Below are 26402 nucleotides of genomic sequence, written 5' to 3'. Positions count from 1 at the left end.
ACCACGGTCCGGGGCGAATTAAGCGATGCTTAAGTGAAGCGCTCCGGCTATTGGGTCGCGGGCGCAATCGTCTTTACAACGCAATCGCTGCTATTTGGTTCCATCTTCATTCATATTCATGAATGACTATTCATGATGAACACTGTCATCACTTCTTCTCCAGCATCAGGGTTCCCTGTTTTTGGATAAAGGTCTTGGCCTTTTCAGCAATCATGGCGAGAAGCCACGGCAACTGCACTTCCACGCGCACTTGCTCGTCCATCACTTGAACATTGCCGCTCACGTTCTGGCCCATGGCACCGACGCGAAAATCCATGCGGTCTCCGGTCCAGCTCTCATCGATGGAAGCGATCTTGTCGCCGAACTGCGACTTGAGACCCGTCAGGCCGCCCTGAAGCCTGCGCTGGGCTTCAATCTTGCCAAGGTTATGGGGAATAGACACGACGAGGGGTTTCGACATGGCAGCGCTCCGTTGTTCGACACAACAAGCAACGCACCACGGCCCAGGTTCCGCCGCTAAAGCATTTCAACCTTGATAGCGCGGATGACGATAGCTTCCTGTTGGAAACGGCGCTCAAGCTCGGCACGGTATTCTTCCCACCAGGCATGATCGATTTCGCGCGCCATCACCTCGAACACCACGATGTCGTCATGAGTGGTGTGTCCGCCCTCTTTCCACATGCCCTCCGCTGGGGCACGGGTGAAGCTGGTGATTCCGCCAAAGCGCTCGGACAGTTCGGTACGAACGCGGCCATACGATTTCCCGTCGAAACGACGGCCCGCATTGTCGGTCAGAGGCAGAAGGATCTGCACCAGATGCATGCCTTGATGTCCTGCTCACGAGAAACCCACGGCAGAGCGCCGTGCGGCAGGAAATAGTTCAGGCAAGATGAAAGGCGAGACCCGAGCGCTTATGCGAGCATCGCGGCGAAGAGATCCTGGTCCGTCTCAGGCCATTCGTCATCGACCTGATAACGGCTCGAGGGCTTTGAGACGCGCCACGGATGCAGCGTATTCGCCTGAAATGCTTCGGAGGGACGCAAACGCCGCGCGGTGCCGTCGGTCTGCACTTCGTCGATGACGACGAAGCCGAAGATGTTGAGCTTCGTCGCCATGTCCTTGGACGCGCGATCATCTGCGGCAATCGGCAAAGAGCCTGCCGCATAGACTGCGTCCATGAGGCTCTTCTGATCGCGGCGGGGATTGGCCGACGAGCGCGCGCCCGGAAAGCGGATGACGTTCGTCGGCTGAGACGATCTCGATTCCATATAAGCAACCCTTGGTCCCGAATCGGGCTTAAGAATCGCCGCAAGGAATTAAGAAGCGCCTAATTCCGGAAAACCTGCCCTAGTCGAGCCGGTGGAGGGAGACATATCCGGTTCCGGTGGAGGTCAGGCCCAGGGCCTGGGCTGGCCCCTTGGCTAGATCGATGATCCGGCGATGGGCAAAGGGCCCACGGTCATTGACCCGCACGACGACCGAGCGGCCGTTCGATTCGTTGACGACCCGAAGCCGCGTGCCGAAAGGCAGGGAGCGATGGGCGGCCGTCATGTCGGAGGAATCGAACCGCTCTCCGCTGGCGGTCCGGCGGCCGTGGAAACCGGGTCCGTACCAAGAGGCTGTGCCCCTCTGAAATTCCTGACCCAGGCTGGCCTGTGAGATGGATCCCGTCGTCGTGGGATCGTTGGAAGCCGTCGTATTGCACGCGGCGACGAATAGAAGTGGCGCGATAGCTGCCGCGCGGCGGAGGATGTTTTTCAAAGATAGTCTCCCCTTCCGTTTAGATTGGAAGTGAAGCTCAACTTTAAAAAGGCAAGAATAAGGCGCTTCGATTTCTCCTTTGCAGACTCATACTTTTGAACCGGTGGACAACATAAAACTATAGCCTACACCTACTGCAATTACGCTTGGTATATCCTGAATATAGTTTCATATCGCCTAGAGGAAGATAAAGATTCTTTCCTTCTTTGCGGATGTTGCCTCTAGCCGCCGAGAGCGCCTGATCTACTTGGAACGGGTTATTGGGTTTTATCGCTCTCGCGCCTCAACAAGGGTTGCCAGGCCAATGTTAGATGCTTCGCAGGCCGTCATCGTCGGTTGCGCCATGAGGTGCGTATGACGACGAAACGCACCCATATCATCGGTGCCGGCATTGCGGGGTTGAGCGCCGCCCTTGCCGTCACGCGGGAGGGTGGAGAAGCCGTTCTCTACGAAGCCTCCCCCCGACCAGGCGGACGTTGCCGCACCGTGCATCCCTCCGATGCCTTCTCGCACGACAACGGCACCCATGTGCTGTTCACGGCCAATCGGCGCACGATGAAGTTGCTCAAGGCGGTGGGCGCTCGCGACCGTTGGGTCGAGCCGGAGAAGAAGGGCCTTCCCATCTACGATTTGCGCACCGGCGCGATGCGGCGGATCGGCCTTTCGCCCTGGTCCTGGCTGTGGCCGTCGCGTCGTCCGAGGGGCCTCGGCATCGCCGATCTCACACGCATCATGCGCCTCGCCTTCCCGCTGCAGGAATGCTCGGTCGCTTCCATCATCGGCGACAGGCCTATCATGGACAACCTGATCGGCCCTCTCACCATTGCGATGCTCAATACTCCGCCCAATGTGGCGTCGGCCAAGCGATTGGCGCTTGCCCTGCGCCATTTACTGTGGCCGCGTGCCGGGCGGCTGCTCATCGCGAAGAACGGCTTGAGCGGCGACCTCGTTCAGCCTGCCGTCGAAACCCTGCAGGCGCGGGATGTTCCTATCCTCACAGGGCAACGCCTGCGCAGCCTGATCACCCAAGGCGAGCGTGTCGTCGGTTTGAGTCTGACGGACCGCGCCATCGCGCTCGGTCCAGAAGATCAGATCATTCTGGCCCTGCCGCCTTACGAGATCGAAAGACTCCTGCCGACACTTCCGGTGCCGCAACGTTTCGAGGCGATCCTCAATGTTCACTTTCGCCTGAAAGGCTTTGAGAAGCCGCGCTTCATCGGCTGCCTCGGCGCGCTGACGCAATGGCTTCTCGTGCGCCGCGATCATGTGAGCGTGACCATCGCCGCCGCCGAAGCGATGATGCATGCGAACGCTGATGATATTGCCGCCATTGTCTGGCGCGAGATCGCGCCGGTTCTTCGCGAACTCGGTCTCGATGTTTCCATCGACAGCCAGCCCGAAGCGCGCGTGGTCAAAGAAAGGCGCGCAACGATCCGTCAGGCTGCTATGCCTCTTCCGCAGCCGCCCGTGCGTCCGCTCGCCAATCTGGCGCTCGCGGGAGACTGGATCGGTGCACTTCCCACCACCATCGAGAGCGCCGTCGCTTCGGGCGAAGAAGCGGTTGCAGCTCTTCGCAACGCGCCTGCCGCCGGGGCATCCATCATCCGTCATCCTGCCTCACGGCGGGAAGACGCAGCATGATGTGACGCGCGATCAGGCCGCGAGGGCTTCCCGAACATCCTGCGGCGTCGCCGTGACGAGACCGAGCCTGTCGCGGCGCATCCAGCGCCAGAGCATCAGGCAGGCAACGACGGCGAGGCCTGTCGCCAGACCGATCCAGATGCCGATGCCGCGCAACGGCGTGCCGAAGGCCAGCACAACGCCGAGCGGAAGGCCGACGCCCCAATAACCGATGGCTGCATAGATCATCGGTATGCGCGTATCCTGCAATCCGCGCAGCATGCCGGCGCCCACCGCCTGCGATGCATCAGCGAGCTGGAAGATCGCCGCCATGACCAGAAAGGACACGGCAAAGCCGATCACCGCCGCGTTGTTTGGATCGTCCAGGTCGAGAAAAGCGCTCAGCAGCAGACGCGGCGTGAAGAGCATCAAGGAAGCCGTGACGATCATGAAGCTCGTGGCCAACACGAAGGACGTCCAGCCCGCGCGTGTGACACCCGCTGCATCCTGCGCGCCATAGGCGCGGCCCACACGCACCGTCGTCGCCTGGCTCAGGCCGAACGGCACCATGAAGCACAAGGAGGCGATCTGCAGCGCGATCGCGTGGGCTGCGAGTTCGTTCGCGCCGATGCGCCCCATGAGCAGGGCCGCCGCGTTGAAGATCGTCACCTCGAAAGCAAGCGTCAGGCCGATAGGCACGCCGATCCGCCACAGGGTGCGATAGCGCGGCCAGTCGGGACGCCAGAAACGGCCGAAGATCTGATAGCGCCGGAGCTTCGGATCGAGAACGATCACGAGGGCGAGCGCAAAGAACATGAAAGTACTCGACAGCACCGTGCCGACGCCCGCGCCAATGAGCCCGAGATGGGGCATGCCGAACTTGCCGAACATGAAGCAATAGGCGGCCCCCAGGTTCACCGGCACTGCGATGAGGACGATGACGAGCGGCCAGCCGGGGCGCTGGAGCGCGGCCAGGAACGAGCGGAGCACGAGATAGAGCAGGAAGGGCAGCAGGCTCCATTGCAGGGCGCGCATGAATTGCCCCGCCTCATGGGCGAGCAAAGGCTCCTGTCCCATCGCCAACAGAATGAGTTCGCCGTTCCATGACACGATCCAGATCGGCACCGCCACAGTCAGCGCGGCCCAGAAGCCCTGCCGGACCGTGCGGCGCACCTCGCGCACGGAATGACGGCGGCGACCGATTTCCTCGGCCACCAGGGGCGAGACCGCGCTCATGAGGCCGATGCCGAAAATGAGGAATGCGAAATAGAGATTCGTGCCGAGCGCCCCCGCCGCCAGCGCGCTGGACCCCATCCATCCCATGAGGATGACATCCGTGGTCGTCAGGGCGTTCTGCGCCACGTTCGTCAGGATCAGCGGCCAGCCCAGGGACAACGTTGCCCGCAGCTCCGCAAACCAGGCGGATTTGTCGAATGTCTCAATTTTCGCGCTCATGATGGCGGGTTTTTACCCAAAAGAGGCCCTGAAAGCCACACCACAGCCTCGAAAAGAGAGGGGAAAGCGAAAACCAAGGAACTCGGCCAGGGCGCACCCGTTCATTTCCACGCCGCACGCATTCGTGTTTCGCCGGAGTTTTCGATGGCGCAGATCGCGCTTCCGACCGCAATCGATTTCCTTTCCCCGCCCCTGCTTCGTAACGAGAGCGGCGCAATGCGCACGGTCGGGGTAGAGATCGAATTTGTCGGCCCCTCCGCCGAGAGAACGGTTCAGGCCCTGCATCAGACCCTGGGCGGGCGAATCATCGAGGTCGACCCCCATTCCTTCTGCCTGAGGGATTCCATCATCGGCGAGATGACGGTGGAACTCGACAGCCGTATTCTCCATCCCGGCAAGGGCGGAAGCGGGCCGAAAGGCGTGCTGCCGAAACTGGCGGCCCTCTTCGGTTTCGCCGCGAGCTATCTGGTGCCTTGCGAGCTGGTGACAGCGCCGTTTCCCATCGACAGGTTGCAGGAGCTCGACCGGATCCTCGGCATCCTGCGCAAACTCGGCGCGAAGGGCACGCAGGATGCGCCCTTTTATGCCTTCGGGCTGCATTTCAATCCGGAAATTCCAAGCCAGGATGCCGAGACGCTTGCCGCCTTCATGAAGAGCTTCGTCCTCCTGAATCCGTGGCTGCGCCGCGAGGTGTCGCCGGACCGCACCCGCGGGCTTCTCGGCTTCGCCGATCCCTTCCCGACGGATTATGTGCGAAAGGTCGTCTCGCCCGATTACTGGCCCGACATTTCGCGTTTCATCGACGATTATCTGTCCGCGAATCCCACCCGCAACCGCGACCTCGATCTGCTGCCGCTCCTGCATCATCTCGACAAGGACCGCGTGCGCGCCGTGCTGCCGAACGAGAAGATCAACGGACGCCCGACCTTCCATTACCGGCTGCCCGATGCGCGCGTGAGCGATCCGGGATGGAGCATCGCGCCGGACTGGAACCGCTGGGTTGCCGTGGAGCGCCTCGCGGCCGACCGCGAGAGATTGGACATGGTGGGACGCACCTACCTTGCTTTTGAGGGCGAGGACAAAAGCTGGGCCAATGTGGTCGAGCAGGTCGTGCGCTCATGACGAGACCTCTGATCGGCGTCACCACATCCAGACGCGGCGGCTGGCGCAGCTACCTCATGCATCGTCTGGCCTTGGCGCGCGCGGGCGCGCGCTCGGTCCGCATCATGCCGGGAGAGCCATTGCCGGAAGAGCCGCTGCAGGGCCTCGTGATCGGCGGCGGCGACGATATCGGCGCGGAGATCTATGGCGGCAAGGTTCTGCCCGACGTGCGCATCGACCCGGAACGGGACAAGATGGAACTCTCGCTCTTGAGAGCAGCACTTCCCCGTCAGCTTCCCGTTCTCGGCATCTGCCGCGGCTCGCAGATGATCAATGTCGCTCTCGGCGGCACCCTGCATACGGATATCTACGAGGTCTATGTGCAGGCGCCGAAGATGCGCACGGTTCTGCCGAAGAAGCGCGTGAGCATCGAAGCCGGTTCTCGCCTCGACCGCATCCTCAGCTGCAATCCCTGCTTGGTGAACGCGCTGCATCACCAATCGGTTGACCGGCTTGGTGAAGGGCTCGCGATTGCAGCGCGGGACGAGATCGGAATCGTGCAGGCCATCGAGAACGATAAGGCGCCGTTCCTCGTCGGCGTTCAATGGCATCCGGAGCTTCTGGTCTGGAAGAAGCCGCAGCAACGGCTGTTCGCCGCGCTCGCGGAAGCGGCCCGCGACGTGGCGGCTCCCCTGTCGGCTGAAGCCTTGTTGACGTGATCAGCTCACACGCTTGGTGTTGCGCGGGAAGAGGGGAATGACCTTGTTGGTCTCTTCCTTCGGCATGAGATGCCGCTGGATCGCCGCATGCAGATCACGGCTGATGATGGGCTTTTGCAGCAGCGGGAATTCGCTCACCTCATCCGCCACGACCGGATTGCCCGTGATCAGCAACACCGGAAGGTCGGGGAAGATCTGCCGCACTTCGCGGGCCAGCATGACGCCGTTCATGGTGCCGGGCATGGACACGTCCGTCAGTACGACGCCCGGCCTGCGCGCTTCCAGATTCTTGATCGCCTGCGCGGCATCCGTGGCGATGCTGGTGACGTAGCCGAATTCCTCCAGCGTCGATTGTAGGGCGAGCGCCACTTCCAGCTCGTCGTCGACGATGAGGATTTCCGCATTCTGCCGCACGTCATCGCTCGGCAGCTCGTCGTCGTTGATGGCGCCGTAGGACAGAAGCGTCGCGGCCTGAGCGCGCGGAAGATAAAGGGTGATCGCCACATCCGCGCCGCTGCGGGAAACGGTCGAAGCCCCGCCGATGCTCTGCAGGAAATGCAGGCTGCGGTTCAGGCGAAGCCAGGAGGACACATCGATGTCCTGCAATGTGAAGGCAGGCTCGGCAATCTCGTCGAGCTCCTGCGCATCATCTCCAGCAATGCTGCGGATGGTCAGCTGAACGAACTCGCCTTCGACACCGAGATTGGGAAGAGCGCCTTTCTCAATGTGGGCGTTTCGCGCTTCCAGGTTGATCGCGCCGCCCTGGGTCAGGGCATCGCGCACATAGGCGCTCAAGGTGACGATCGCCGTCTCGATATCATCCGGATCGGCCTCCACGGGCCAAAGCTCCTCGTCGATCTCCACGCGCAGCTCCACCGTATCACGCAGGAGCGAGCGACCCATGAGCGCTGCGACCGAACCGATTCTCTCGGACAGATCGAGATACTGGACTTGGGGCTCGCTCTGCCTGGCGAAGGCAGCGGATTTGGCGATGAGCTTCGCGGCCTGGTCGGAGGCTACCAGCGCCGAGAGCAGTTTGCGCTGGATCGAAGGCTGGTCCTTCATCTGCCGCGCGACGGCATCGATATTGGCGCTGATCACCATCAGCTTGTTGTTGAGGTCGTGGGTAATTCCATCGCGCAGGCGCTCAAGGGCCTCCGCCTTCTGGTCGCGCCGCAGGGCCTCCTCGTCCTCTGAAACAGCAGGCTGCTCTTCCGGGAGGGCAAGGTCCGCGGGTTCGGCGGGTTGCTCGAACGACATGGCCTTGAAGAGCGAGGCCTCCTCGATGGCCTGCTCATGCTCGTCGAGGATTTTTCGGAGCTGGCGTCCGACCAAAAGCGGAGCGCCGGCGGCGACCGACAGGAAGAAGGCCAGGGCCACCACGATCATCTCGGAATTGCGGGTATAGGCAGCCCCCGCCAACGCCAAACCTGACAGGATCAGGGCGCTGGACAGAAACAGAAAGGACAGCCTTAAAATCGCCTGCACGAACCCGCTCGCGTTTTTCACAAATCCATTGACCTAGCGCCCGCAAGACGCCACTTCCGGACGCTATCTTGTGTAGCACGGATAAATGACAAGCGAGATGACGCTTGTAATAAAGTTTTCGTGCTTGATTAAGGAGACGAATGTGCGGCTTTCTTATGTCCTAGGCCTTCTTTCCGCCCTGGCCGTTGCCTTGCCTCTGAGCGGGGCCAAAGCGCAGGAGGCCATCGAACGGCGCGTGAACGAGCTGCTCGGACAGATGACCCTCGAGGAGAAAGTCGGCCAGCTGAACCTCGTCTCCCACGGCCCTCCCCTGCGCTGGGAGGATCTTTCGGAGGGTAAGGTCGGAGCTGTGTTGAACTTCAACAATGCTCAGGATGTTGCCCGCGCCCAGGCGCTCATTCAGCAATCGCGCCTCAAGATTCCGCTGCTCTACGGCCTCGACGTGCTGCACGGATTCCGCACCCAGTTTCCGCTTCCCCTAGGGGAAGCCGCCGCCTTCAATCCGCGCCTCTCGTTTCTCGCATCCGAATGGGCCGCGAAGGAAGCATCCCATGTCGGTGTGAACTGGACCTTCGCGCCCATGGCGGATCTGTCGCGCGACAGCCGCTGGGGCCGCATCGTCGAAGGCTTCGGTGAAGACCCTTATCTCGGCTCCGTTCTCACCGCCGCGCGGGTGGAAGGCTTCCGCAAGGGCGGCCTCGCCGCCTCCGCCAAGCATTTCGCGGGCTATGGCGCCCCGCAGGGCGGCCGGGATTACGACACCACCTACATCCCACGCGCGGAGATGTACGACACCTACCTGCCTCCGTTCCGCGCCGCCGCCGAGGCGAAAACGGCGAGCTTCATGGCCGCCTTCAATGCGCTCAATGGCGAGCCTTCGACGGCCAATGCATGGCTGTTGACCGACGTGCTGCGCAAGCAATGGGGCTTCGACGGTTTCGTGACCTCCGATTGGGTCGGCATCGGCGAGCTCGTCAACCACGGCATCGCCGCAGACGGCGCGGAAGCCGCGCGCAAGGCGATCCTCGCCGGCGTCGACATGGACATGATGGGACTGCTCTATATCAACCATCTACCCGACGAAGTACGCGCCGGCCGCGTGCCGGAAAGCGTGATCGACGAGTCGGTTCGCCGAATCCTGCGCACCAAGTTCCGCCTTGGCCTGTTCGATCAGCCTGCCATCGACCCCAACCGCAGCGAGGCCGGATTCCCGTCGAAGGAATCGCGCCAGGCCGCGCGCGAAGTCGCGCGCGAAACCATCGTCCTGCTGCAGAACAACAATGATGTGCTTCCTGTGAAGTCCGGCACGCGCTCCATCGCCGTGATCGGCCCGCTCGCCGATGCATCTCATGACATGATGGGCCCGCATGCCGCGCGCGGCCACAAGGAAGACAGCATCACCGTCCTGCAAGGCGTTCGCGAGCGCGCGCAATCCGCCGGGATCACAGTGAGCCATGCTCCTGCCTGTGATCTCATGTGCCGTTCGACGGAGCAGCTGCCAGCCGCTGTCGAGGCTGCGAAGAACGCCGATCTCGTGATCGCCGTGTTCGGCGAGCCGCAGGAACTGTCGGGAGAGGCCGCATCGCGCGCGCATCTCGAACTCAACGGCAAGCAGATCGAAGTGCTGGAAGCGCTCGCCGCCACGGGCAAGCCGATTGCGCTCGTGCTCATGGGCGGACGCCCGCAAGTGCTGGGCCCGATCGCGGAGCGGATTCCGTCGATCCTGATGGCCTGGTATCCGGGCACGGAAGGCGGCCACGCGGTGGCCGATGTGCTGTTCGGCGATTTCAATCCGAGCGGCAAGCTTCCGCTCACCTGGCCGCGCGCCACGGGTCAGCTGCCGATCTATTACAATCGTCTGCCCACAGGCCGCCCGACGATCCCGAACAACCGCTTCACCCTGCACTATATCGACGAGGCGATCACACCGCTCTATCCCTTCGGCTGGGGCCTGAGCTACACGCAGTTCGATTATTCCAATGCGAGCATCGCGCAGAAGACACTCGAGAGCGGACAGAGCCTCGACGTGTCGGTGAGCGTGACGAACAAGGGCTCTCGCATCGGCCAGGACGTGGTGCAGCTCTACACGCGCGACCCGGTGGCAAGCCGCAGCCGTCCCTTGCGCGAGCTGAAGGCCTTCGAGAAGATCAGCCTCAATCCGGGCGAGACCAAGCGCATCACGCTGCGCATTCCGGTGGAGTCTCTCGGCTTCCATCTCGATGACGGCAGCTACATCGTGGAAGCCGGTGCCATCCAGGTCTTCGTCGGCGGAAGCTCCCTGGCGGAACCCATCGGCGAGGTCGAAGTTACAAAACCGATCCAGCTGCCCCAGGAAGAACGACGCGCCTCGGCTTCGACCAGCGTCGCACAGTAAAATTCTCGAAAAGCCGCGCGAAATCTCCGGGCGGCTTTTCTCGTCTCCGCTTCGCAATCCTTCTCACTCAATCCCGCAAGGAACATTGATCGAGCGTGACGGTTCACTCCCCACCGAAAGGGAGCGTTCTCATGGCTGGAACCCATAGCAACACCGTCGAAATCCTGGCCCGCCTGGGATACGGCGCCCGCGGTGTCGTCTATGGCCTTGTGGGAGGCCTTGCCCTTCTCGCCGCCATCGGCTCCGGCGGGCAGACAGGCGGCAGCCGTTCTGCCCTGCAGACACTTCTGTCACAGCCCTTCGGAAAGATATGGCTCGGCGTGGTCGCGCTCGGCCTCTTCGGCTTCTGCACCTGGCGCGTGGTGGAAGCGCTCACCGATGCCGACCGTCGTGGCTCCGACATGAAGGGCTGGGCGATAAGAGGCGCGCATCTCGTCAGCGGTGTGATCTATGCGGGCCTTGCGATCTCCGCCTTGAGCCTCGTGTTGGGAAAGGGTTCGAGTGGTGGTGAAGATCAGGCCGCGCAGGACTGGACCGCATGGCTCATGAGCAAGCCTTTCGGATTGTGGGTGGTCGGCCTCATCGGAATTGCCATCGCAGCGACAGGCCTCGGCTTTATCTGGAAGGCGTGGAAAGGCGATGTCGCCCAGCGTCTTTCCCTGCCTTCCGACAAGCACGACTGGATCGTCTCGTTGGGACGCATGGGATTTGCCGCGCGCGGCATCGTGTTTGTGATGATCGGCGGATTCGTTATCCTCGCGGCGCTTCATCATTCCTCGTCCGAAGTGCAGGGACTCGGCGGCGCTCTGAAGGCTCTGCAACAACAGCCCTATGGCTGGGTGCTGCTGGCGCTCACGGCCATCGGCCTTTTCGCATTCGGTCTGTTCGGTCTCGTGCAGGCCCGCTACCGCCATATCGATGCGCCCGATCTCGACGATGCGAAAGCGGCGGTGACGCAGATCGCACGATGAAGCATAGGCAACGGCGTCTCACCTAAGAAGCACGCCATCATTCGCTTTCTCATTAAGCTCAAATGGCTTGGGACATCGCGACCGATCAGGATCGTCTTTCACGATCCTGATGCGGACGATAAGCACGTTCCAGTTTGTCGATCTTCTGTTCCGCAAGGCTGATCAGAATACTCTCCGGCGAGGAGCGGCGCAGCTCGCGCACGGCATCCCTGACTTCGCCGAGGGCATGGATCACGGCTGCCGTCGCTCGATCCGCCACAGGCTTATGGCTCGCTATCATCGGCAATGCTCCACTCGAAATCATGCAGGAAGAATGACTTGAGCTTAAGCGCGACACGGCCACACGAGACTTACGGCCATGTTACGATTGCGTAATGTTCCCCTCGGCTGATGCTCCACCGGCTTAACGCCGAACGCGACGCCCATCGAGAACAAGGGAGCATGCTCAAGGATGTCCCTGCGGTGCGACATGGCACATCCTGGGGAAAGCCCCCGAGACTGACGAATGGGAGGGAAAACTGGCGATCCCGGGAAGACTCGAACTTCCGACCTTCGGTTTAGGAAACCGCTGCTCTGTCCTGCTGAGCTACGGGACCGCTGGAGGGGTGAGATAGCACGCTCCTCCGCTAGGGACCAGACCCTTGCAGCGCCCACCTTCTCCTCACCCAATCCGGGAAGGAACCCACGGCTGACCTTTCGCTTTGGTGTGGGGGGCAACCGGAGGCATTTTATGGCTCAGACCCTGCGTGACTTCCTCAAGGTCGTTGAAAACCTTCCTCCCGATACCCTGCTCTGCGTCGCGGAAGTGGACGAAGCCTTCGCTGCCCATGTGGAGGAGCTCGAAATCGTCGAGGACGCCAAGCCGCAAGACAATCGAAAGCCGGAAAGCATCGAGGCCGTCGAGCTCGGCAACGGCAAGCAGACGGTGCTGGTGATCCGCTGGTGAGGCGATCCGCCCACCATTTGCTCCGCAACCATCGCCAGCGCCGATGATTGATCCTGTCCGGCATGCTCGATGCCCCGCTCGTTTCGAGCATGGCCATATCATCGACAACGCATGATCAGGATCTTCGATGACCAAGAACATCCCAGGCTCCCGCACCAATCCCGAAGGCGTTCCCCAGGAGGGCCATGGCGGCTCCAACACACGGGGGACTCAAGCCCAGCAAGGCAAGGACGGCAACGGCGCCCAGAAGCGTCAGCAGGAGAAGAAGTCATGAAAAATTCCAGCCACCGCAACCGGCCCGATACCGGCGGCAAGTCCGACACTACTCGTCAGGGCGGCATGTCTCATCAGGAAAGTCGCGACCACAACAAACCCAATGAGGGCGGGCAAAGCGGCCACAAGCCTCAGAAGCACAGCCCCGCACAGGAAAAGCATTAGGGTTGCATTCTCAAGCCTAGCCGCGCCTTTCGACATGCGTATGATCGTCGTCTCAAGACGGGATCGACGATGCGGATCGGAATTGCGGCAGGTTTGCTGACGGCCCTTGTGATGCTGCCTGTGGCAGCCCAGGAAGGCGTGAAGCCGCGTCCTGCTTCACGCCTCTCGACCGTTTGTACGGGCGAAGCCCGACAGGACCGGCTCGATGGCATTACGGCCGAGGGTGATCTCGTGCTCGGCTCCGAGCGTCTGGCGCGGCTTGCCGGCATCAGACTGGCAGATGATCAGGCTCACCGGCAGCAGGCGCTGGAATGGCTCAAGGCTCGAGCCGGTGAATCTCTTCTCGTGACCGCCCAAGGCACCCGCGACCGTTGGGGCCGCCAGCCCCTCAAGGCCCGGACAGGATACCTCGATCTTAGCCATGGCCTCGTGGAAGCAGGGCTTGCCATCGTCGATCCAGGGGCGGATTCGACCTTTTGCCAGCCCGAATTGCTGGCTCTCGAGGAAACGGCACGCGAACGACGCCTTGGTCTTTGGGCCGAGGCTCGCTATAACCCCATCCCTGTCGATCAGGCTGACCGCTTGAAGGAGCGTGTCGGCAGCTTCGTCATCGTCGAAGGACGTGTCCGGAGCATCGGCGAGCGTAAGCAGAGAATCTATCTCAATTTCGGGGGGCAGTGGGCAGACGATTTCACGATCATCGTTCCGCGGAGAATTTGGGCGCTGATGGCCGAGCGTGGCCTTTCGGCGGAGACGCTGAAGGGCCATATCATTCGGGCCCGAGGCATTTTGCAGCCTTGGCAAGGCACCGCCCTTAACGTTGATTTACCGGAGATGATCGAACGCCTTGAAGGCGGCAATCTTCAAGGCAGAAAGCGTGACGACAAACGCTTGGCCCGATGAACGAGCATGCGCGATAGACCTCAAACAGCAATTTTCCGGATCGCCGCCGGCCTGATGATCGCGGGCCTGGTCTCGGCGTGCAACGGGTTCGGCAATGCCTCGCTCCCGGCCAATGCCCCGCGCGTGCTCGGGCCCGACCGGGACCGGGACCATGTCCGCCTGGTTTCCGCCTTCGGCGGCGAGGGCCGCGCCCCCCAGCTCCAGCGTCTCCTGAACGATGCGGTGAACCGGCTCGTCATGGCCACCGACCGGCCCGACGAGTCCTATCAGGTCACGATCCTGAACTCCCCCGTCGTGAACGCCTTCGCCCTGCCGAATGGCCGCCTCTATGTGACGCGCGGACTTCTGGCCCTCGCCAACGACGCCTCGGAAGTCGCGGCCGTGCTTTCGCACGAGATCGCCCACGTCACCCTTCGCCATGCCTCGCAGCGCAACGAGCTGCAGGCCCGCTCGGAGCTGATCGAGCGTGTGGCCGAGAACGTCCTGAACAATGCCCAGGAAGCCGCCGTGGTCCAGGACCAGGCACGCTCCTCGCTTGCGAGCTTCTCCCGCTCGCAGGAACTCGAGGCGGACCAGACGGGGATCACCGTGCTCGCCCGCGCGGGTTTCGACCCCTATGGCGCCCACCGTTTCCTCACGGCGCTCGGCCGCTCCGCCTCGAGCGCGGATAACGGCGGAAACCGGGTTGCTTCCCATCCCAGCACCAACGAGCGCATCTCGCGCGCGCTCCAGGCCGCGCGCCGCGCCGGACCGCCGGGCATGGGCGAGACGAACCGGCTCGAATATCTGTCCGCCCTCGAAGGATTGTCATACGGCGACGATCCGAGCGACGGCGTTGTGAAGGGCCGCCGCTTCATTCATGCCCGCCTCGGCGTCGCCTTCGAGGCGCCGGAGGGCTTCACCCTGGAGAACACCTCGCAGGCCGTTCTCGGCTCGTCCGGCGATGGCGAGCGGCGCCTGCTCTTCGACGCGGCCGATACGCCTGCGGGCCAGAGCCTGGAAGAGGTGCTGCGCTCCACCTGGACCGACACCATCGAGGCGGGAAGCCTCGTGCCCTCGACCGTCAACGGTCTGCCCGTGGTGACGGCTCTGTCGAACGGCAAGGAATGGACCTTCCGCCTCTCGGCCGTCCGTATCGGCAACACCACCTATCGCCTGATCATGGCCGCTCGCACGGGCGGTGCGGATTTGGAGAACATGTTCCAGCGTACACTCGGCAGCGTGCGTCAGGTCGAGCCCGAGGAGGCCCGCCGCATTCGTCCGCTCAAGCTGCAGATCGTCACCGCCCAGCGTGGCGACACGGCACAATCCATGGCCGCGCGCATGCCTATCGACCGCGCTCTCGACCGCTTCCTTCTGCTCAACGGTCTGGAGCGAGGCGGCCCGTTGAAGGCCGGTGAACGCTACAAGATCGTCGTCGAGTAATCGCGAAGAGTGATCATCAAAAAGCTTACAGGCGAGCCGATCTCTCGGCTCGCCTGTTGTGTTTCTAATGGTCTCGAAACGCCTTAGACGAATGCGCCTGCTGCTTGAGGATACTTGTCCACCAGCGCGCGCTTGAGCTTTTCCAGTGCGCGGTTTTCGATCTGGCGCACGCGCTCTTTCGAAATTCCCAGACGGTCGCCGAGGAATTCGAGAGTCACCTGCTCGTCGTCGAGACGACGGGCCTGGAGAATGCGCAGCTCGCGTTCGTTCAGCACTTCGAGCGCCTGCTTGAGCCACCGCACGCGACGCTCGGTATCGATTACGTCGCTCACGCTCTCATCGGGCAGCGGGCTCGTATCGACGAGGAATTCCACGCGCTCCGCCGAGTTCGACGGATCGGCATCGAGCACTGGCGCATTGAGCGAGGTATCGGGAGCCGAAAGGCGCGCATCCATGAGCGCCACATCCGCCTTCGACACGCCGATCGCCTCGGCGATCTTCGCGTGAACTTCAGAGGAGATGCGCTCTTCACCGCCGCGCGTCAGGCGAGCGCGCAGGCGACGAAGATTGAAGAAAAGAGCCTTCTGCGCGGAACTTGTTCCGCCACGGACAATTGACCAGTTACGAAGGATGTAATCCTGCACGGAAGCGCGGATCCACCATGTTGCGTAAGTGGAGAAGCGGACTTCCCGCTCCGGTTCGAACCGGGCAGCGGCTTCGAGAAGGCCCACATGACCTTCTTGGACGAGATCCGCCATCGGCAGGCCGTAATGACGAAAACGGGCTGCCAGCGCGATCACGAGGCGCATATGCGCAGCCGTCAATTGGTGAAGAGCTGTCTCGTCGCGTTGTTCTTTCCAGCGCACGGCAAGCTGGTGCTCCTCTTCTCTCTCGAGAAAAGGTGCATTCATGGCGGCGCGAACGAAACGACGACGAACGCCTGAGATTTCTCCCATTGTGTCCTCCCTTGGCAAAGACACAACGAGCGAGGCCGGAAAAAGTTCACTTCAAACAGCCAAGTTTTGCAAAATAGATTCGTAAGCCCTGAAAACAAGGCGTTCGGGCAATAAAAAAGCCTGGCGCAAGGCCAGGCTTTTGGAATGCTGCGAAACCGTGTTGCTTTTTAAGCGGCTTCTTCCTGCACATCGTCGCCATCAGCATCGTCGGCCTCGGCGCCCTTGGCGCGGCGCGGCGACTTGGCCAGGCTCTGCTCGATGAGCTTGAGCGCTTCCGTATCCGTAATCTTGTTCACGGCCGCGATCTCGCGCACGACGCGGTCGAGGGCGGATTCATAAAGCTGACGCTCGCTGTAGGACTGCTCGGGCTGAGCCTCGGAGCGGTACAGGTCACGCACGACCTCGGTCACGGCGATCAGGTCGCCGGAATTGATCTTCGCTTCATATTCCTGGGCACGGCGCGACCACATGGTGCGCTTCACGCGGGCACGACCCGTCAGAACGTCCAGAGCCTTCTGCACCAGGGCGGGCTCGGCGAGCTTGCGCATGCCGACGCTGGCGGCTTTCGCGGTCGGGACTCGGAGGACCATCTTGTCCTTGTCGAAGGAGACCACGTAGAGCTCCAGCTTGAAGCCGGCGATCTCCTGCTCCTCGATGGCCGTGATGCGGCCGACGCCGTGAGCGGGATAAACGATGGCTTCGCCAGACTTGAAACCCAGGCGCTGGGCGGACTTCTTAGGGGTTGTCATGCGAGAGAGGCCTCCTTGCATGGCCCCCGGCCTCACGGCCCGGGAGCGTGGTTCCACTGGGCAGGGACCCAGGGGAACAGGAATGAGATGAGCGGTCACGGAACTTGACACTTCCGCCCGACTCCCTGATGTAAGCCAGCAGCTTAGAAAACGCTCTTCCGAGCCCGAGGAGAGTTGGCGCCCCTTTGGCTTGGTTCGTGCATCATTGCTTCAGTGTGTGAACCGACGACCTGCGAGGGACGGTGCACGGCTTGAGCGCAAGCGACGGCATTTGCAGACCCTATCACAGTCTGGCCGAAAAAGCAAAAATATTTCAAAGCGTAGCGTAAAGAAGCCTGGTTTATGACCAGGGTTTACAGCCCTTTGAGCTTAGTCGCCGTCACCGGGGTTGGACGAGAAATAAGACTCGAACTTACCCGCTACGCCGTCGAATTCCTTGGCATCCGCCGGCGGGTCTTTCTTCTGGGTGATGTTGGGCCAGCTCTTGGCCATGTCGGCATTGAGCTTCAGCCATTGCTCCAGCCCCGGCTCCGCGTCGGGCTTGATGGCCTCCGCCGGGCATTCCGGCTCGCAGACGCCGCAATCGATGCACTCGTCCGGGTGGATGACGAGCATGTTCTCACCCTCGTAGAAGCAATCCACCGGACAGACCTCGACGCAGTCCATGTATTTGCACTTGATGCAATTTTCAGTGACGACGTAGGTCATGAACGGTCCTTCGAGGGTCTTCCAAGAATACGTATTATCGCCGCTCTAGCTCTTGTTATCGCCGCTGACAAGCGTTCCCTCACCTTCAGTGAGATCGGCGTAGAGCTGCCTTGCTTCCGGTGCAGGGCCCCGGCGTAGCCCAAGAGCCTCTACCTTCACCACCAGGGTCGTGCGGGCCAGAGCGAGGGTCACCACATCGCCGACGGCCAGGGCCTTTGCGGCATTGTCGATGCGCTGGCCATTGACCCGCACGAAGCCGCTCGTGACGAGCTTGGCGGCCAGCGTACGGGTCTTGGCGAAGCGTGCGAACCAGAGCCACTTATCGAGCCGCTGCCGGTCCTCACGCATTCGCCATCCCCATCCTTACTTCTTGCCGTCTTCCATCTGGGCCTTGAGGGCCATCAGCTTGGCGAAGGGCGAGTTCGGGTCCGGCTGCTTCTCGCGGCGCTCCTGACCGCCGCCATCGCGGCGGTTGTCGGCGCGCTTGTCGGGACGCGGACCACGGCGGTCGTCGGGACGAGGACCGCGCGGGGGACGGTTCTGCGGACGCCCGCCCTCCCGGCCACCTTCACCTTGCGCCTCACGGCGCGGACGCTCACCCTGGCCTTCGCCATGGCGAGGACGCCGGTCGCCGCGCTCGGGACGCTCACCCCGGGGACCGCGCGCTTCGCGGCCCTGGCGGGCCTGTCCGCCCTCGTGATGACGGCGGTGCTGGCGCCAGACCTCGATGGTCTCGGGCTCGGTAGGAGCTTCAGAAGCACCTTCGGCAGCGGCACCCTCGGGCGAAGCCACAGCCTCGGCGGCGCTCGCCTCCACGGCCTCGATGGCAACGGCCTCGGACACGGTCGCCGCTCCGGTTTCCTCGGCAGGAGCCGGGGTCTCGGCGGAAGCCTCTGCGGCGGGCTCGGTCGACGCTGCGGCGATCAGCGGAACGGTGATCGCGGGGCCTTGACGGCGCTCCATGACATAGCCGAGCGACTTCAGGATGGTCGCGAAATCCTCGCCTGCGCAGCCGACGAGGGACGTCATGGCAACCGTCGGCACGAAGCTGTCGCCATCGGCGGCACCGGCCGGCGGCTCGCCGGGGGTGATGCCGGGACGATAGGAAATCGCCGGGCGGATGAGGTCGGCGAGACGCTCCAGGATATCCACGCGCACGGCGCGGCCACCGCAGACGCGGAAGCCGGCGGCGCGGTAGAGGCCCGCCGCGATCTCCGGATCGACCGGGATCGAAGTGCGGCCCGACTGGGCGAGATGGGCGATCTCGTCGATGCCCTTCTGGTCGAGGCCGCCGTTCTGGAGCGCCCAGAGCTGCGTTGCGAGAACGCGCGGGGCAGGCTTCAGAAGGGCCGGCAGATAAAGATGATAGGCGCCGAAGCGTACGCCCGCCTTGCGGAGCGCTGCGCGGGAATCCTGGTCGAGGCTGCGGACCTCGTTGAGCACCTTGGCGCGCTCCAGCACGCCGATGGCCTCGCCGATCTGGAAGGCGATGCCGCGGGCAAGACCGGTGATCTCCGCATTGGTCTCGATATCCATCGCGGGGCCGAGCAGGCGCACCACATAGGCCTTCAGCCAGGCGCGCAGGCGGTTGTCCACCTTGTCACGGGCGGGGCCTGTGAGGTGCTCGTCCGAGAGAATGCGCACGCGCGGCTCGAACAGCTTGTCGCCGGGCTCGAGCTTCGCCACGGGGTCGCCCATCCAGCGCACGGTGCCGTCGTTCGACAGGACCAGCGTGGTGTCGGGTGTTTCGGCGAACCTGTCGGCCCGCGCCTCGATCTCGCCGGCCAGCGCCTTGCTGGCGGCATTGCGCAGGGTCTTGGCCTCCGTGGTATCGGCCTGGGGATCAGGCACGAAATGGAAGCCGTGCAGGTGGCCGATATGTTGCCCCTCGACGGTAACGTCGCCGGTAGTCGTAATTTCCGCTTCGAGCATCGTGTTCTCTCTCAAGCGCCGCATGAGAACGCTCGTCCGCCGATCGATGAATCTTTGGGCGAGGCGTTCATGAAGCGCATCCGATAGCTTGTCCTCTACCCGACGCGCAACACCCTGCCAATGCTCCGGGTCTTTTAACCAGTCCGGACGGTTTGCGACAAAAGACCAAGTCCGCACCTGGGCAATGCGGTTGGAGAGGGTGTCGATATCCCCATCCGTACGGTCCGAAGCCGAGAGATGGCGGGAAAACCACTCTGCCGGGATGGCGCCGTCCTTCATCAGGAAGCGATAGAGCTGACCGATCAGATCCGCGTGGGTCTGGGGTGAAACTTTTCTGTAATCGGGCACCTGGCACATCTGCCAGAGCCGCTCGACCGCGTAAGGGGTCCGGGCGAAAGCCTGGATGTCGTCCTCGCGGGCCAGAATCTCCAGGGAGGCCACGTCCTCGCCGGTGGGCGCGCGCACGAGGCCATGCTCCCGGGGCTGAACGCCCAAGGAATCGCGAAGCCGCCCGAGGGATGAGAAATCCAGGTCCGGGTTGCGCCATTGCAGGATACGCACAGGGTCGAAGGTGTGGTTCTCCAGGGCTTCCACCGTCTCCGCGTCGAAGGGCGGACAGCGGCCCGTGGAGCCGAAAGTGCCGTCGCGCATGTAGCGCCCGGCGCGGCCCGCGATCTGGGCGAGTTCCGGGTTATAGAGCTTGCGGAAGCGGAAGCCGTCGAACTTCTTGTCCGAGGCGAAGGCCACATGGTCCACATCGAGATTGAGGCCCATGCCGATGGCATCCGTGGCGATGAGGTAATCCACATCCCCGTTCTGGTAGAGCTCCACCTGCGCATTGCGGGTGCGGGGCGAGAGGGCGCCGAGCACCACCGCGGCACCCCCGCTCTGGCGGCGGATGAGCTCCGCGATGCCATAGACCTCCTCCGCCGAGAACGCGACGATGGCCGAACGGCGCGGCAGGCGCGACACCTTCTTCTCACCCGCGAAGGTGAGCTGCGACAGGCGCGGCCTCGTGACCACATGGACGCCGGGAATCAGCGCCTCGATAAGCGGTCGCATGGTCATGGAGCCGATGAGCAGCGTCTCCTGGCGCCCACGCTGGTTCAGGAGGCGATCCGTGAACACATGGCCGCGATCCAGATCGGAGGCGAGCTGGATCTCGTCGATGGCGACGAAGGATGCGTCCACATCGCGCGGCATGGCCTCCACGGTGGAGATCCAGTAGCGGGGCTTGTCCGGCTTGATCTTTTCCTCACCCGTGATGAGGGCGACGTTGTGGTGACCCGCCTTCTCGACCACTCGGCTGTAGACCTCGCGCGCGAGCAGGCGCAGCGGCAGGCCGATCATCCCGCTGTCGTGACCGAGCATGCGCTCGATGGCGAGATGGGTCTTGCCGGTATTGGTGGGCCCGAGCACGGCGGTGACGCCGCGCGCGCGCACTTGCGGAGGAAGGGAACGGCGAACCATGCCTGGATATCGGGTAATGTCGGGCTGATCCCGGATGAGAGGGGTAAGACGCTCCCGCGTCAGTCGATGCAGGCCCCGCCTCGGTCTCCGGCGGCAGGCTTTCCCTTATATGGGACATCGAGCCGGTTTCGCTACCGGCCCACGGCCATTCTCCGAGGATTTTGAGAGTTTTATCGGGAGATCGAAAGCTTACTGCCCGGCTCCGGCCTGGACGGGCGCCCTGGGCTTCGTCGCAGGCTTACCCGTCGCGGAAGCAGGCTTCACATCGCCTTCCACCGACCAATTGGCGGCCTCCAGCTCGCCCATGCCCACCATGGTGCGCACGGCCACCTTGATCGGGAAGAGCACGCGGGGGCCCTCAACGGGCGCCAGCCACACGTTCATGTCCTTGTTGTCCTGCATGAACTTGGTGGAGGGGCGCTGCGTGCGGTGGCCGGAGATCGGCACCCAGCGGGCATTGCAGACGAGAACGGGGCCGGAATAGCCCGGCACCTCGATGGTCCTCGTCTCGGCATAGGAGAGCACGATATTCTGGCGGGCCGCCCCGTCGAAGACCGGGATGGTGCGGTTGCAATTGGCTTCGTCGGTGAGGCTTTTTGACGCCAGCGCCGGCATGATGAGGGCGCTCAGGGGATCGATAACCCCCTTCTTGTCGGCCTCCTTCACGGGCACCCGGTCCTCTTTCGGCTCCACGGGCGGCACGATCTCGGCCTCGACCACATCACCGTCATCGAGCGCCATGCGGACGGTGCGCTGATCGCCCGACGATTTCGAGGTCACGGCAAATCCGCGCGGCTGGAGCTGCGTGCCGGCAATGACGCCGGACGCGGTGCCCGCGCCCTTGCCGCCGGTGAGCATCTTCACGAGCCCGGAGAGCTTGACGTTGCCCTCGACCTGATATTTCGGGCCGGTGAAGGTCGAGGACAGATCAGCCTTACCCAACGGCAGGCCCGCCAGGGACAGGTTGTAGTTCACCTTGAGCGTTTGCGCGGCTTGGGCCTGTGCTTGAGAGGCGAAACCGGCGACGGTTAAGGTTAACAGAGCGGAAGCGATGACGCGCATGGAGGCTTTCTCGGGGGCTGTCCCGTTAGTCTATTCTGTTGCATGCCACGAGAATCAGAATAAATCATGACCAAGACGGCGTAAAAAAACAGGTTCTGCTGTCGCACTATTCTTGACGCGGGGCCCTGTTTCAGCCTATAGCCCTGCACCTTCCAAGGACTTCTGGTGTCCGGCGGCGCGGGATCTGCGTTGAAGCAAACCCGCGAAATCGAAGCCGTGACCCCTTATGAAATAGGATTGAACCCATGTCGCGCCGTTGCGAATTGACCGGCAAGGCCGTGCTGAGTGGCCACCTGGTGAGCCACTCGAACCGCAAGACGAAGCGGAAGTTCCTGCCGAACCTCTGCAACGTCACGCTCCAGTCCGACACCCTGCAGCGCTCTGTGCGCCTGCGTGTGTCCGCCCATGCTCTGCGTTCCGTCGAGCACCGCGGCGGCCTCGATGCCTTCCTCGCGAAGGCCTCGGCTGGCGAGCTGTCGACCACCGCCCTCGCTGTGAAGCGCGAGATCGAGAAGAAGCTCGCTGCTGCGAGCTAATCTTCCGTCTCGAAAGTTTTCCACGCTGCGGGCGGCCTCACGGCCGCCCGTTTTGCGTTGCCGATAAGGCTTAGCTGAACCCAAAAAGGTCGATCATGATCAAGACCGGACACCGCGACTTCCTCATTGCGCTCGCCGCCATGACCCTCGTCGTCCTCTCGTCGAATATTCTGGTTCAGTATCCCTTCCAGCATCTGGGTCTGGGCGATTACCTGACCTGGGGCGCCTTCAGCTATCCCTTCGCTTTCCTGGTCACCGACCTGTCGAACCGCCGCTTCGGCCCCAAAGGCGCGCGCCGGGTGGTCTATGCCGGCTTCGTGCTGGCGGTTCTGCTGTCGATCTATCTCGCGACGCCGCGCATCGCGATTGCGTCCGGCGCGGCCTTCCTGGTGGCGCAGCTTCTCGACATCAAAATCTTCACCCGCCTGCGCGGCCACGCCTGGTGGATGCCGCCCTTCGTGTCGTCCGTGATCTCGTCCGGCCTCGACACGGCGATCTTCTTCTCGGTTGCCTTCTATTGCGGCACCCTCCCCGGCCTCGGCCTCACGATCACCGATGTGATGGCCAATGCCGGCATCGCGGATGAGTGCATCGCGCTGCCGTGGGTGAACCTCGCCGTCGCCGATTACCTCGTGAAGCTCTCGCTCGCCGCCATCTCGATCGCCCCCTACGGCGCGATCCTGCGGCTCATGCGCTACGAGGCAAAGCACCATCACCAGACGGCTTGATCAGTATCCTCGTTCCGCATGCCGGTTAGAGCTTCGTCCGCATAGCGGATAAACATTCGCGCGGATCGAGGATGCCTCACTCCGCGAGAGAAAACTCCAGCAGCACATTGCGCTGGAGATTCGGATTGAAGTTGTTGTCGGAGATCAACGTCACGACGGTCTCACCGCCCTCCCGGTGAACAGCGATCCCTTCCATGTTGTCGATCCGATGCGAGGCCTCGCTCTCGTAGATCACCTCGCCATCCACGCTCGAACCGGCCTTGATGGCGGCGGCTTCGATGCGGCGCAGGCGGCAGCCGAAGCCGCCGAAGAGCGAGAAGCGGCGCTCCAGAACGAGCGCATCGCCATCTCCCACAAAGGCCATGTCGGTGACGGAATAGCCGCCCCGGATTGAAATCGTGAACGCTCCTTGCTTCGGACCGGTGAGGATGAAACCCTTTCCATCTTCGGAGAGACCAATAAGAGCGCCGGCGAGGGCTGAGCGTTGCGGAGCGAGAGCCAGAGCTTCGAGCCCGCCATTGTTCGGCAGATCCTTCACACCCTTCGGCACATCGATGGGCACACCAGAAACGAGTGCGCCTTCTCGGCTGCGCTCGTAGCGGATCACCGCATGATTGCGCTCGACACCGACGAAGGCCACGTTGCCAGACATGGCGAGACTTTCGGTGTCGTAATAGCGCGAGGTGCGGGCGAGTTGGCCGCTGCTGAGAAGCAAGGGCGCCATGACGGCGTTCGAGAGACCGGACAGGCGTCCGTCCGATGTCTCGATGTGCGCTTTCAGCACCTGCGCATTATCCGCAAGCGCCACGATCTCCTGTCCTTCGGGCGAGCGCCAAAGGCCGGAGAAACCGCCGAAGGCGGAGACGTCCGCTCTCAGCTCGAGACCTGAACGGAAGAAAAGCGAACCGAAGCGCGTGCGATCCGGATCGGTTGCGGAGAGACGGCTGATCGGTTGCGCTGAAATCCTGACCGGCGTGGCTTTGTGGAAGGCTTGAGGGCGCTGCGCCATGGCAACGCCCGCAGCCCCTGCAGCGGCGAGAGCGCCGCCGCCGATCAGCAGGTTTCTGCGTGTGAGAAGCCTCACGCGTGAGCCCGGCGACGGGGCGCAGCGCCGCGCGAAGCTTGAGCGTTCTCCTCGAACAGCTCCGCGAGCTTCTCCGTCATCACGCCGCCGAGTTCTTCCGCGTCGACGATGGTCACGGCGCGGCGGTAATAGCGCGTCACGTCGTGGCCGATGCCGATGGCGATGAGTTCGACCGGCGAGCGGGTCTCGATCTCATCGATGATGTAGCGCAGATGCCGTTCGAGATAGTTGCCGGGATTGACCGACAGCGTCGAGTCATCCACCGGCGCACCGTCAGAGATGACCATCAGGATGCGACGCTGCTCGGGGCGTCCGAGCAGGCGCTTATGCGCCCAATCGAGCGCCTCGCCGTCGATGTTCTCTTTCAGCAGGCCCTCGCGCATCATCAAACCCAAGTTTTTGCGCGCGCGCCGCCAGGGCGCATCCGCCGACTTGTAGATGATGTGGCGCAGATCGTTGAGGCGTCCCGGATTGGCGGGCTTGCCGTTCTGCAGCCAATTCTCGCGGGCCTGACCGCCCTTCCACGCGCGCGTCGTGAAGCCGAGGATCTCGACCTTCACGCCGCAGCGCTCGAGCGTGCGCGCGAGAATATCGGCGCAGGTGGCGGCCACCGTGATCGGGCGTCCGCGCATGGAGCCGGAATTGTCGAGGAGGAGCGTCACCACCGTGTCGCGGAACTTGGTGTCCTGCTCCTGCTTGAAGCTCAGAGGCTGGAACGGATCCATGATGATGCGCGGCAGGCGCACCGGATCGAGCGTTCCTTCTTCGAGGTCGAAATCCCAGGAACGGTTCTGCTGCGCCATAAGACGGCGCTGCAGGCGATTGGCGAGACGGCCGACCACGCCCTGAAGATGCGCGAGCTGCTTGTCGAGATAGGCGCGAAGGCGCGTCAGCTCGTCCGCATCGCAGAGATCTTCCGCCGAGATCACCTCGTCGAACTTGTTGCTATAGGCCTTGTAGTCGGGACCGCGATGCTCGTTCGCGCGGGACGGCGGACGCCAGGACTCTCCGGCCTCGTCGGAATCGGCTTCCTCAGCCTCCTCGGGCTGCTCGCCGGTGGGACCGTCGGATTCCTCCGTCGCCCCTTCCTCAAGCTCGTCGCTCGAATCTTCGCTGACTTCCGTCTCGGCGCGGTCGCCTTGGCTGTCCTGCTCGGATTCGCCTTCGCCCTGCTGCTCCTGTTGCTCGGACTCGTTCTCCTCGTCGTTCTCCTCGTCATCCTGTTCGAGGGCCGCGTCGTCGGCCATGTCGAGGGAGGAGAGCATCTCGCGGATGCCGCGCGCGAAATCGCGTTGGCTGTCGATGTTCTTCAGAAGACCATCGAGATCGCGGCCTGCGCGCTCTTCGATGAAGTCGCGCCAGAGGCCGACAATCTTTTCAGCAGCATGCGGCGGCTTCTCGCCGGTCAGGCGCTCACGCACCATGAGCGCAAGCGCATCCTCGAGCGGCGCATCAGCGCGGTCGGTGATCTCTTCGTACTTGCCGCCGCGGTGATAGCGGTCTTCCAACATCGCGGAGATGTTGGAGGAAATGCCCGCCATGCGGCGCGAGCCGATGGATTCCACGCGCGCCTGCTCCACCGCATCGAAAATGGCGCGGGCCGCATGACCTTCGGGCGCGAGCCTGCGATGAAGGGCGGTATCGTGACAGGCGAGGCGCAGCGCCATCGCATCCGCATTGCCGCGCAGGATCGCCACGTCCTGCGACGTGAGCTTGCGCGGCGGCTCCGGCAGGCGGGCCTTGTCCGGGCCCATGAGCACGGGCCTGTCGGAGGCATAGGCCACTTCCAGATCGGGCTTGCGGGCGATGGCCTTCATGGCGCCGGCAATGGAGCGCTTCAGCGGCTCCGCCGGCGCTTCCTTCTTCTCACCTGGCTTGCGGTTCGAGATGGACATCGCGTTCCTTCATCCGTCGTCGCGGTTGGAGCTGTGCTGACAATCAGCACAACTCCCAAACGATCCCGGATCGCGCAGAGG

General features: G+C 63.0%; 27 protein-coding genes and 1 tRNA gene. 12 read left to right on the top strand and 16 right to left on the bottom strand.

The window, feature by feature from the left end:
• Positions 1 to 148: 148 nt before the first annotated feature.
• The 4 genes from MJ639_RS08540 to MJ639_RS08525 all read right to left on the bottom strand — a co-directional run bounded on the left by MJ639_RS08540 (position 149) and on the right by MJ639_RS08525 (position 1761).
• Positions 149 to 460: a polyhydroxyalkanoic acid system family protein gene (locus tag MJ639_RS08540; protein ID WP_243370326.1), complete on the bottom strand. Its 312-nt coding sequence runs from the start codon at positions 458 to 460 to the stop codon at positions 149 to 151.
• A gap of 56 nt (positions 461 to 516) precedes the next feature.
• Complete coding sequence (locus MJ639_RS08535) at positions 517 to 822, bottom strand: hypothetical protein (RefSeq protein ID WP_243370324.1); 306 nt, start codon at positions 820 to 822, stop codon at positions 517 to 519.
• Positions 823 to 911: 89 nt separating this feature from the next.
• Positions 912 to 1268 carry a hypothetical protein gene (locus tag MJ639_RS08530; protein ID WP_243370322.1) on the bottom strand — a complete coding sequence of 119 codons (357 nt, stop codon included), beginning with the start codon at positions 1266 to 1268 and terminating at the stop codon, positions 912 to 914.
• 79 nt (positions 1269 to 1347) lie between these two features.
• Positions 1348 to 1761: a septal ring lytic transglycosylase RlpA family protein gene (locus MJ639_RS08525; protein WP_423790768.1), complete on the bottom strand. Its 414-nt coding sequence runs from the start codon at positions 1759 to 1761 to the stop codon at positions 1348 to 1350.
• Between the two features lie 354 nt (positions 1762 to 2115).
• Here MJ639_RS08525 and MJ639_RS08520 point away from each other — a divergent pair, with 354 nt between their 5' ends.
• A complete protein-coding gene (locus tag MJ639_RS08520; protein ID WP_243370320.1) occupies positions 2116 to 3402 on the top strand; it encodes a hydroxysqualene dehydroxylase in 1287 nt (428 codons plus the stop codon).
• A 12-nt stretch (positions 3403 to 3414) separates the two neighbouring features.
• On the opposite strand, the gene MJ639_RS08515 is transcribed toward MJ639_RS08520, so the two are convergent.
• Complete coding sequence (locus tag MJ639_RS08515; RefSeq protein ID WP_243370318.1) at positions 3415 to 4836, bottom strand: MATE family efflux transporter; 1422 nt, start codon at positions 4834 to 4836, stop codon at positions 3415 to 3417.
• 144 nt (positions 4837 to 4980) lie between these two features.
• Between MJ639_RS08515 and MJ639_RS08510 the strand changes: the two genes are divergently transcribed.
• Complete coding sequence (locus MJ639_RS08510) at positions 4981 to 5958, top strand: amidoligase family protein (RefSeq protein WP_243370316.1); 978 nt, start codon at positions 4981 to 4983, stop codon at positions 5956 to 5958.
• Positions 5955 to 6656 carry a gamma-glutamyl-gamma-aminobutyrate hydrolase family protein gene (locus MJ639_RS08505; protein WP_243370314.1) on the top strand — a complete coding sequence of 234 codons (702 nt, stop codon included), beginning with the start codon at positions 5955 to 5957 and terminating at the stop codon, positions 6654 to 6656. Before MJ639_RS08510 ends, MJ639_RS08505 begins: the two co-directional genes overlap by 4 nt.
• Here MJ639_RS08505 and MJ639_RS17880 read toward each other — a convergent pair whose 3' ends face one another.
• Positions 6657 to 8144 carry a response regulator gene (locus tag MJ639_RS17880; RefSeq protein ID WP_243370312.1) on the bottom strand — a complete coding sequence of 496 codons (1488 nt, stop codon included), beginning with the start codon at positions 8142 to 8144 and terminating at the stop codon, positions 6657 to 6659.
• Between the two features lie 142 nt (positions 8145 to 8286).
• On the opposite strand from MJ639_RS17880, the gene MJ639_RS08495 reads away from it, so the two are divergent.
• Together MJ639_RS08495 and MJ639_RS08490 are read left to right on the top strand one after the other, a co-directional pair.
• The gene (locus tag MJ639_RS08495; protein WP_243370310.1) at positions 8287 to 10518 is read left to right on the top strand and encodes a glycoside hydrolase family 3 N-terminal domain-containing protein; all 2232 of its coding nucleotides are present in this window, start codon (positions 8287 to 8289) and stop codon (positions 10516 to 10518) included.
• A gap of 131 nt (positions 10519 to 10649) precedes the next feature.
• Positions 10650 to 11489: a DUF1206 domain-containing protein gene (locus tag MJ639_RS08490; protein ID WP_243370308.1), complete on the top strand. Its 840-nt coding sequence runs from the start codon at positions 10650 to 10652 to the stop codon at positions 11487 to 11489.
• 85 nt (positions 11490 to 11574) lie between these two features.
• On the opposite strand, the gene MJ639_RS08485 is transcribed toward MJ639_RS08490, so the two are convergent.
• Both MJ639_RS08485 and MJ639_RS08480 read right to left on the bottom strand, forming a co-directional pair.
• On the bottom strand, positions 11575 to 11769 hold the full coding sequence (locus tag MJ639_RS08485) for a hypothetical protein (protein WP_243370306.1): 195 nt from the start codon (positions 11767 to 11769) through the stop codon (positions 11575 to 11577).
• A gap of 239 nt (positions 11770 to 12008) precedes the next feature.
• A tRNA-Arg gene (locus MJ639_RS08480) sits at positions 12009 to 12085 on the bottom strand.
• A 134-nt stretch (positions 12086 to 12219) separates the two neighbouring features.
• Between MJ639_RS08480 and MJ639_RS08475 the strand changes: the two genes are divergently transcribed.
• From MJ639_RS08475 to MJ639_RS08455, 5 genes are all read left to right on the top strand, one after another.
• Positions 12220 to 12435 carry a sugar phosphorylase gene (locus MJ639_RS08475; protein WP_243370304.1) on the top strand — a complete coding sequence of 72 codons (216 nt, stop codon included), beginning with the start codon at positions 12220 to 12222 and terminating at the stop codon, positions 12433 to 12435.
• 127 nt (positions 12436 to 12562) lie between these two features.
• Entirely contained in the window at positions 12563 to 12709 is a 147-nt protein-coding gene (locus tag MJ639_RS08470; protein ID WP_243370302.1) for a hypothetical protein, read from the top strand.
• Positions 12706 to 12873 carry a hypothetical protein gene (locus MJ639_RS08465; protein WP_243370301.1) on the top strand — a complete coding sequence of 56 codons (168 nt, stop codon included), beginning with the start codon at positions 12706 to 12708 and terminating at the stop codon, positions 12871 to 12873. The genes MJ639_RS08470 and MJ639_RS08465 overlap by 4 nt, the downstream gene beginning before the upstream one ends.
• 69 nt (positions 12874 to 12942) lie before the next feature.
• The gene (locus MJ639_RS08460) at positions 12943 to 13776 is read left to right on the top strand and encodes a thermonuclease family protein (protein WP_243370299.1); all 834 of its coding nucleotides are present in this window, start codon (positions 12943 to 12945) and stop codon (positions 13774 to 13776) included.
• A gap of 6 nt (positions 13777 to 13782) precedes the next feature.
• Positions 13783 to 15201, top strand: coding sequence for a M48 family metalloprotease (locus tag MJ639_RS08455; RefSeq protein ID WP_243370297.1), 1419 nt, complete (start codon positions 13783 to 13785; stop codon positions 15199 to 15201).
• Between the two features lie 83 nt (positions 15202 to 15284).
• Here MJ639_RS08455 and MJ639_RS08450 read toward each other — a convergent pair whose 3' ends face one another.
• The 6 genes from MJ639_RS08450 to MJ639_RS08425 form a co-directional block, all read right to left on the bottom strand.
• Positions 15285 to 16157: an RNA polymerase factor sigma-32 gene (locus MJ639_RS08450; RefSeq protein WP_243370295.1), complete on the bottom strand. Its 873-nt coding sequence runs from the start codon at positions 16155 to 16157 to the stop codon at positions 15285 to 15287.
• A 167-nt stretch (positions 16158 to 16324) separates the two neighbouring features.
• Positions 16325 to 16906: a CarD family transcriptional regulator gene (locus tag MJ639_RS08445; protein WP_243370293.1), complete on the bottom strand. Its 582-nt coding sequence runs from the start codon at positions 16904 to 16906 to the stop codon at positions 16325 to 16327.
• A 369-nt stretch (positions 16907 to 17275) separates the two neighbouring features.
• The gene (gene fdxA / locus MJ639_RS08440; protein WP_243370291.1) at positions 17276 to 17614 is read right to left on the bottom strand and encodes a ferredoxin FdxA; all 339 of its coding nucleotides are present in this window, start codon (positions 17612 to 17614) and stop codon (positions 17276 to 17278) included.
• Positions 17615 to 17659: 45 nt separating this feature from the next.
• A complete protein-coding gene (locus tag MJ639_RS08435; RefSeq protein ID WP_243370289.1) occupies positions 17660 to 17962 on the bottom strand; it encodes an RNA-binding S4 domain-containing protein in 303 nt (100 codons plus the stop codon).
• A 15-nt stretch (positions 17963 to 17977) separates the two neighbouring features.
• A complete protein-coding gene (locus MJ639_RS08430) occupies positions 17978 to 21016 on the bottom strand; it encodes a helicase-related protein (RefSeq protein ID WP_243370287.1) in 3039 nt (1012 codons plus the stop codon).
• 189 nt (positions 21017 to 21205) lie between these two features.
• Complete coding sequence (locus tag MJ639_RS08425; protein ID WP_243370285.1) at positions 21206 to 22078, bottom strand: DUF3108 domain-containing protein; 873 nt, start codon at positions 22076 to 22078, stop codon at positions 21206 to 21208.
• Between the two features lie 245 nt (positions 22079 to 22323).
• Here MJ639_RS08425 and rpmB point away from each other — a divergent pair, with 245 nt between their 5' ends.
• On the top strand, positions 22324 to 22614 hold the full coding sequence (rpmB, locus tag MJ639_RS08420; protein ID WP_243370282.1) for a 50S ribosomal protein L28: 291 nt from the start codon (positions 22324 to 22326) through the stop codon (positions 22612 to 22614).
• Between the two features lie 74 nt (positions 22615 to 22688).
• On the top strand, positions 22689 to 23342 hold the full coding sequence (locus tag MJ639_RS08415) for a queuosine precursor transporter (RefSeq protein ID WP_423790776.1): 654 nt from the start codon (positions 22689 to 22691) through the stop codon (positions 23340 to 23342).
• 76 nt (positions 23343 to 23418) lie between these two features.
• Here the strand turns inward: MJ639_RS08415 and MJ639_RS08410 are convergent, their stop codons facing one another.
• Complete coding sequence (locus MJ639_RS08410) at positions 23419 to 24426, bottom strand: esterase-like activity of phytase family protein (protein WP_243370278.1); 1008 nt, start codon at positions 24424 to 24426, stop codon at positions 23419 to 23421.
• On the bottom strand, positions 24423 to 26321 hold the full coding sequence (gene cobT / locus MJ639_RS08405) for a cobaltochelatase subunit CobT (protein ID WP_243370276.1): 1899 nt from the start codon (positions 26319 to 26321) through the stop codon (positions 24423 to 24425). The genes MJ639_RS08410 and cobT overlap by 4 nt, the downstream gene beginning before the upstream one ends.
• Between the last annotated feature and the right edge of the window lie 81 nt (positions 26322 to 26402).

Origin of the sequence: Microvirga solisilvae (genome assembly GCF_022808595.1) — a bacterium.
In the GTDB taxonomy this organism is placed as follows: Bacteria; Pseudomonadota; Alphaproteobacteria; order Rhizobiales; family Beijerinckiaceae; genus Microvirga; species Microvirga solisilvae.
Note: the sequence above shows the minus strand (reverse complement) of the source record. Positions and strands in the feature narration are given on the sequence as shown.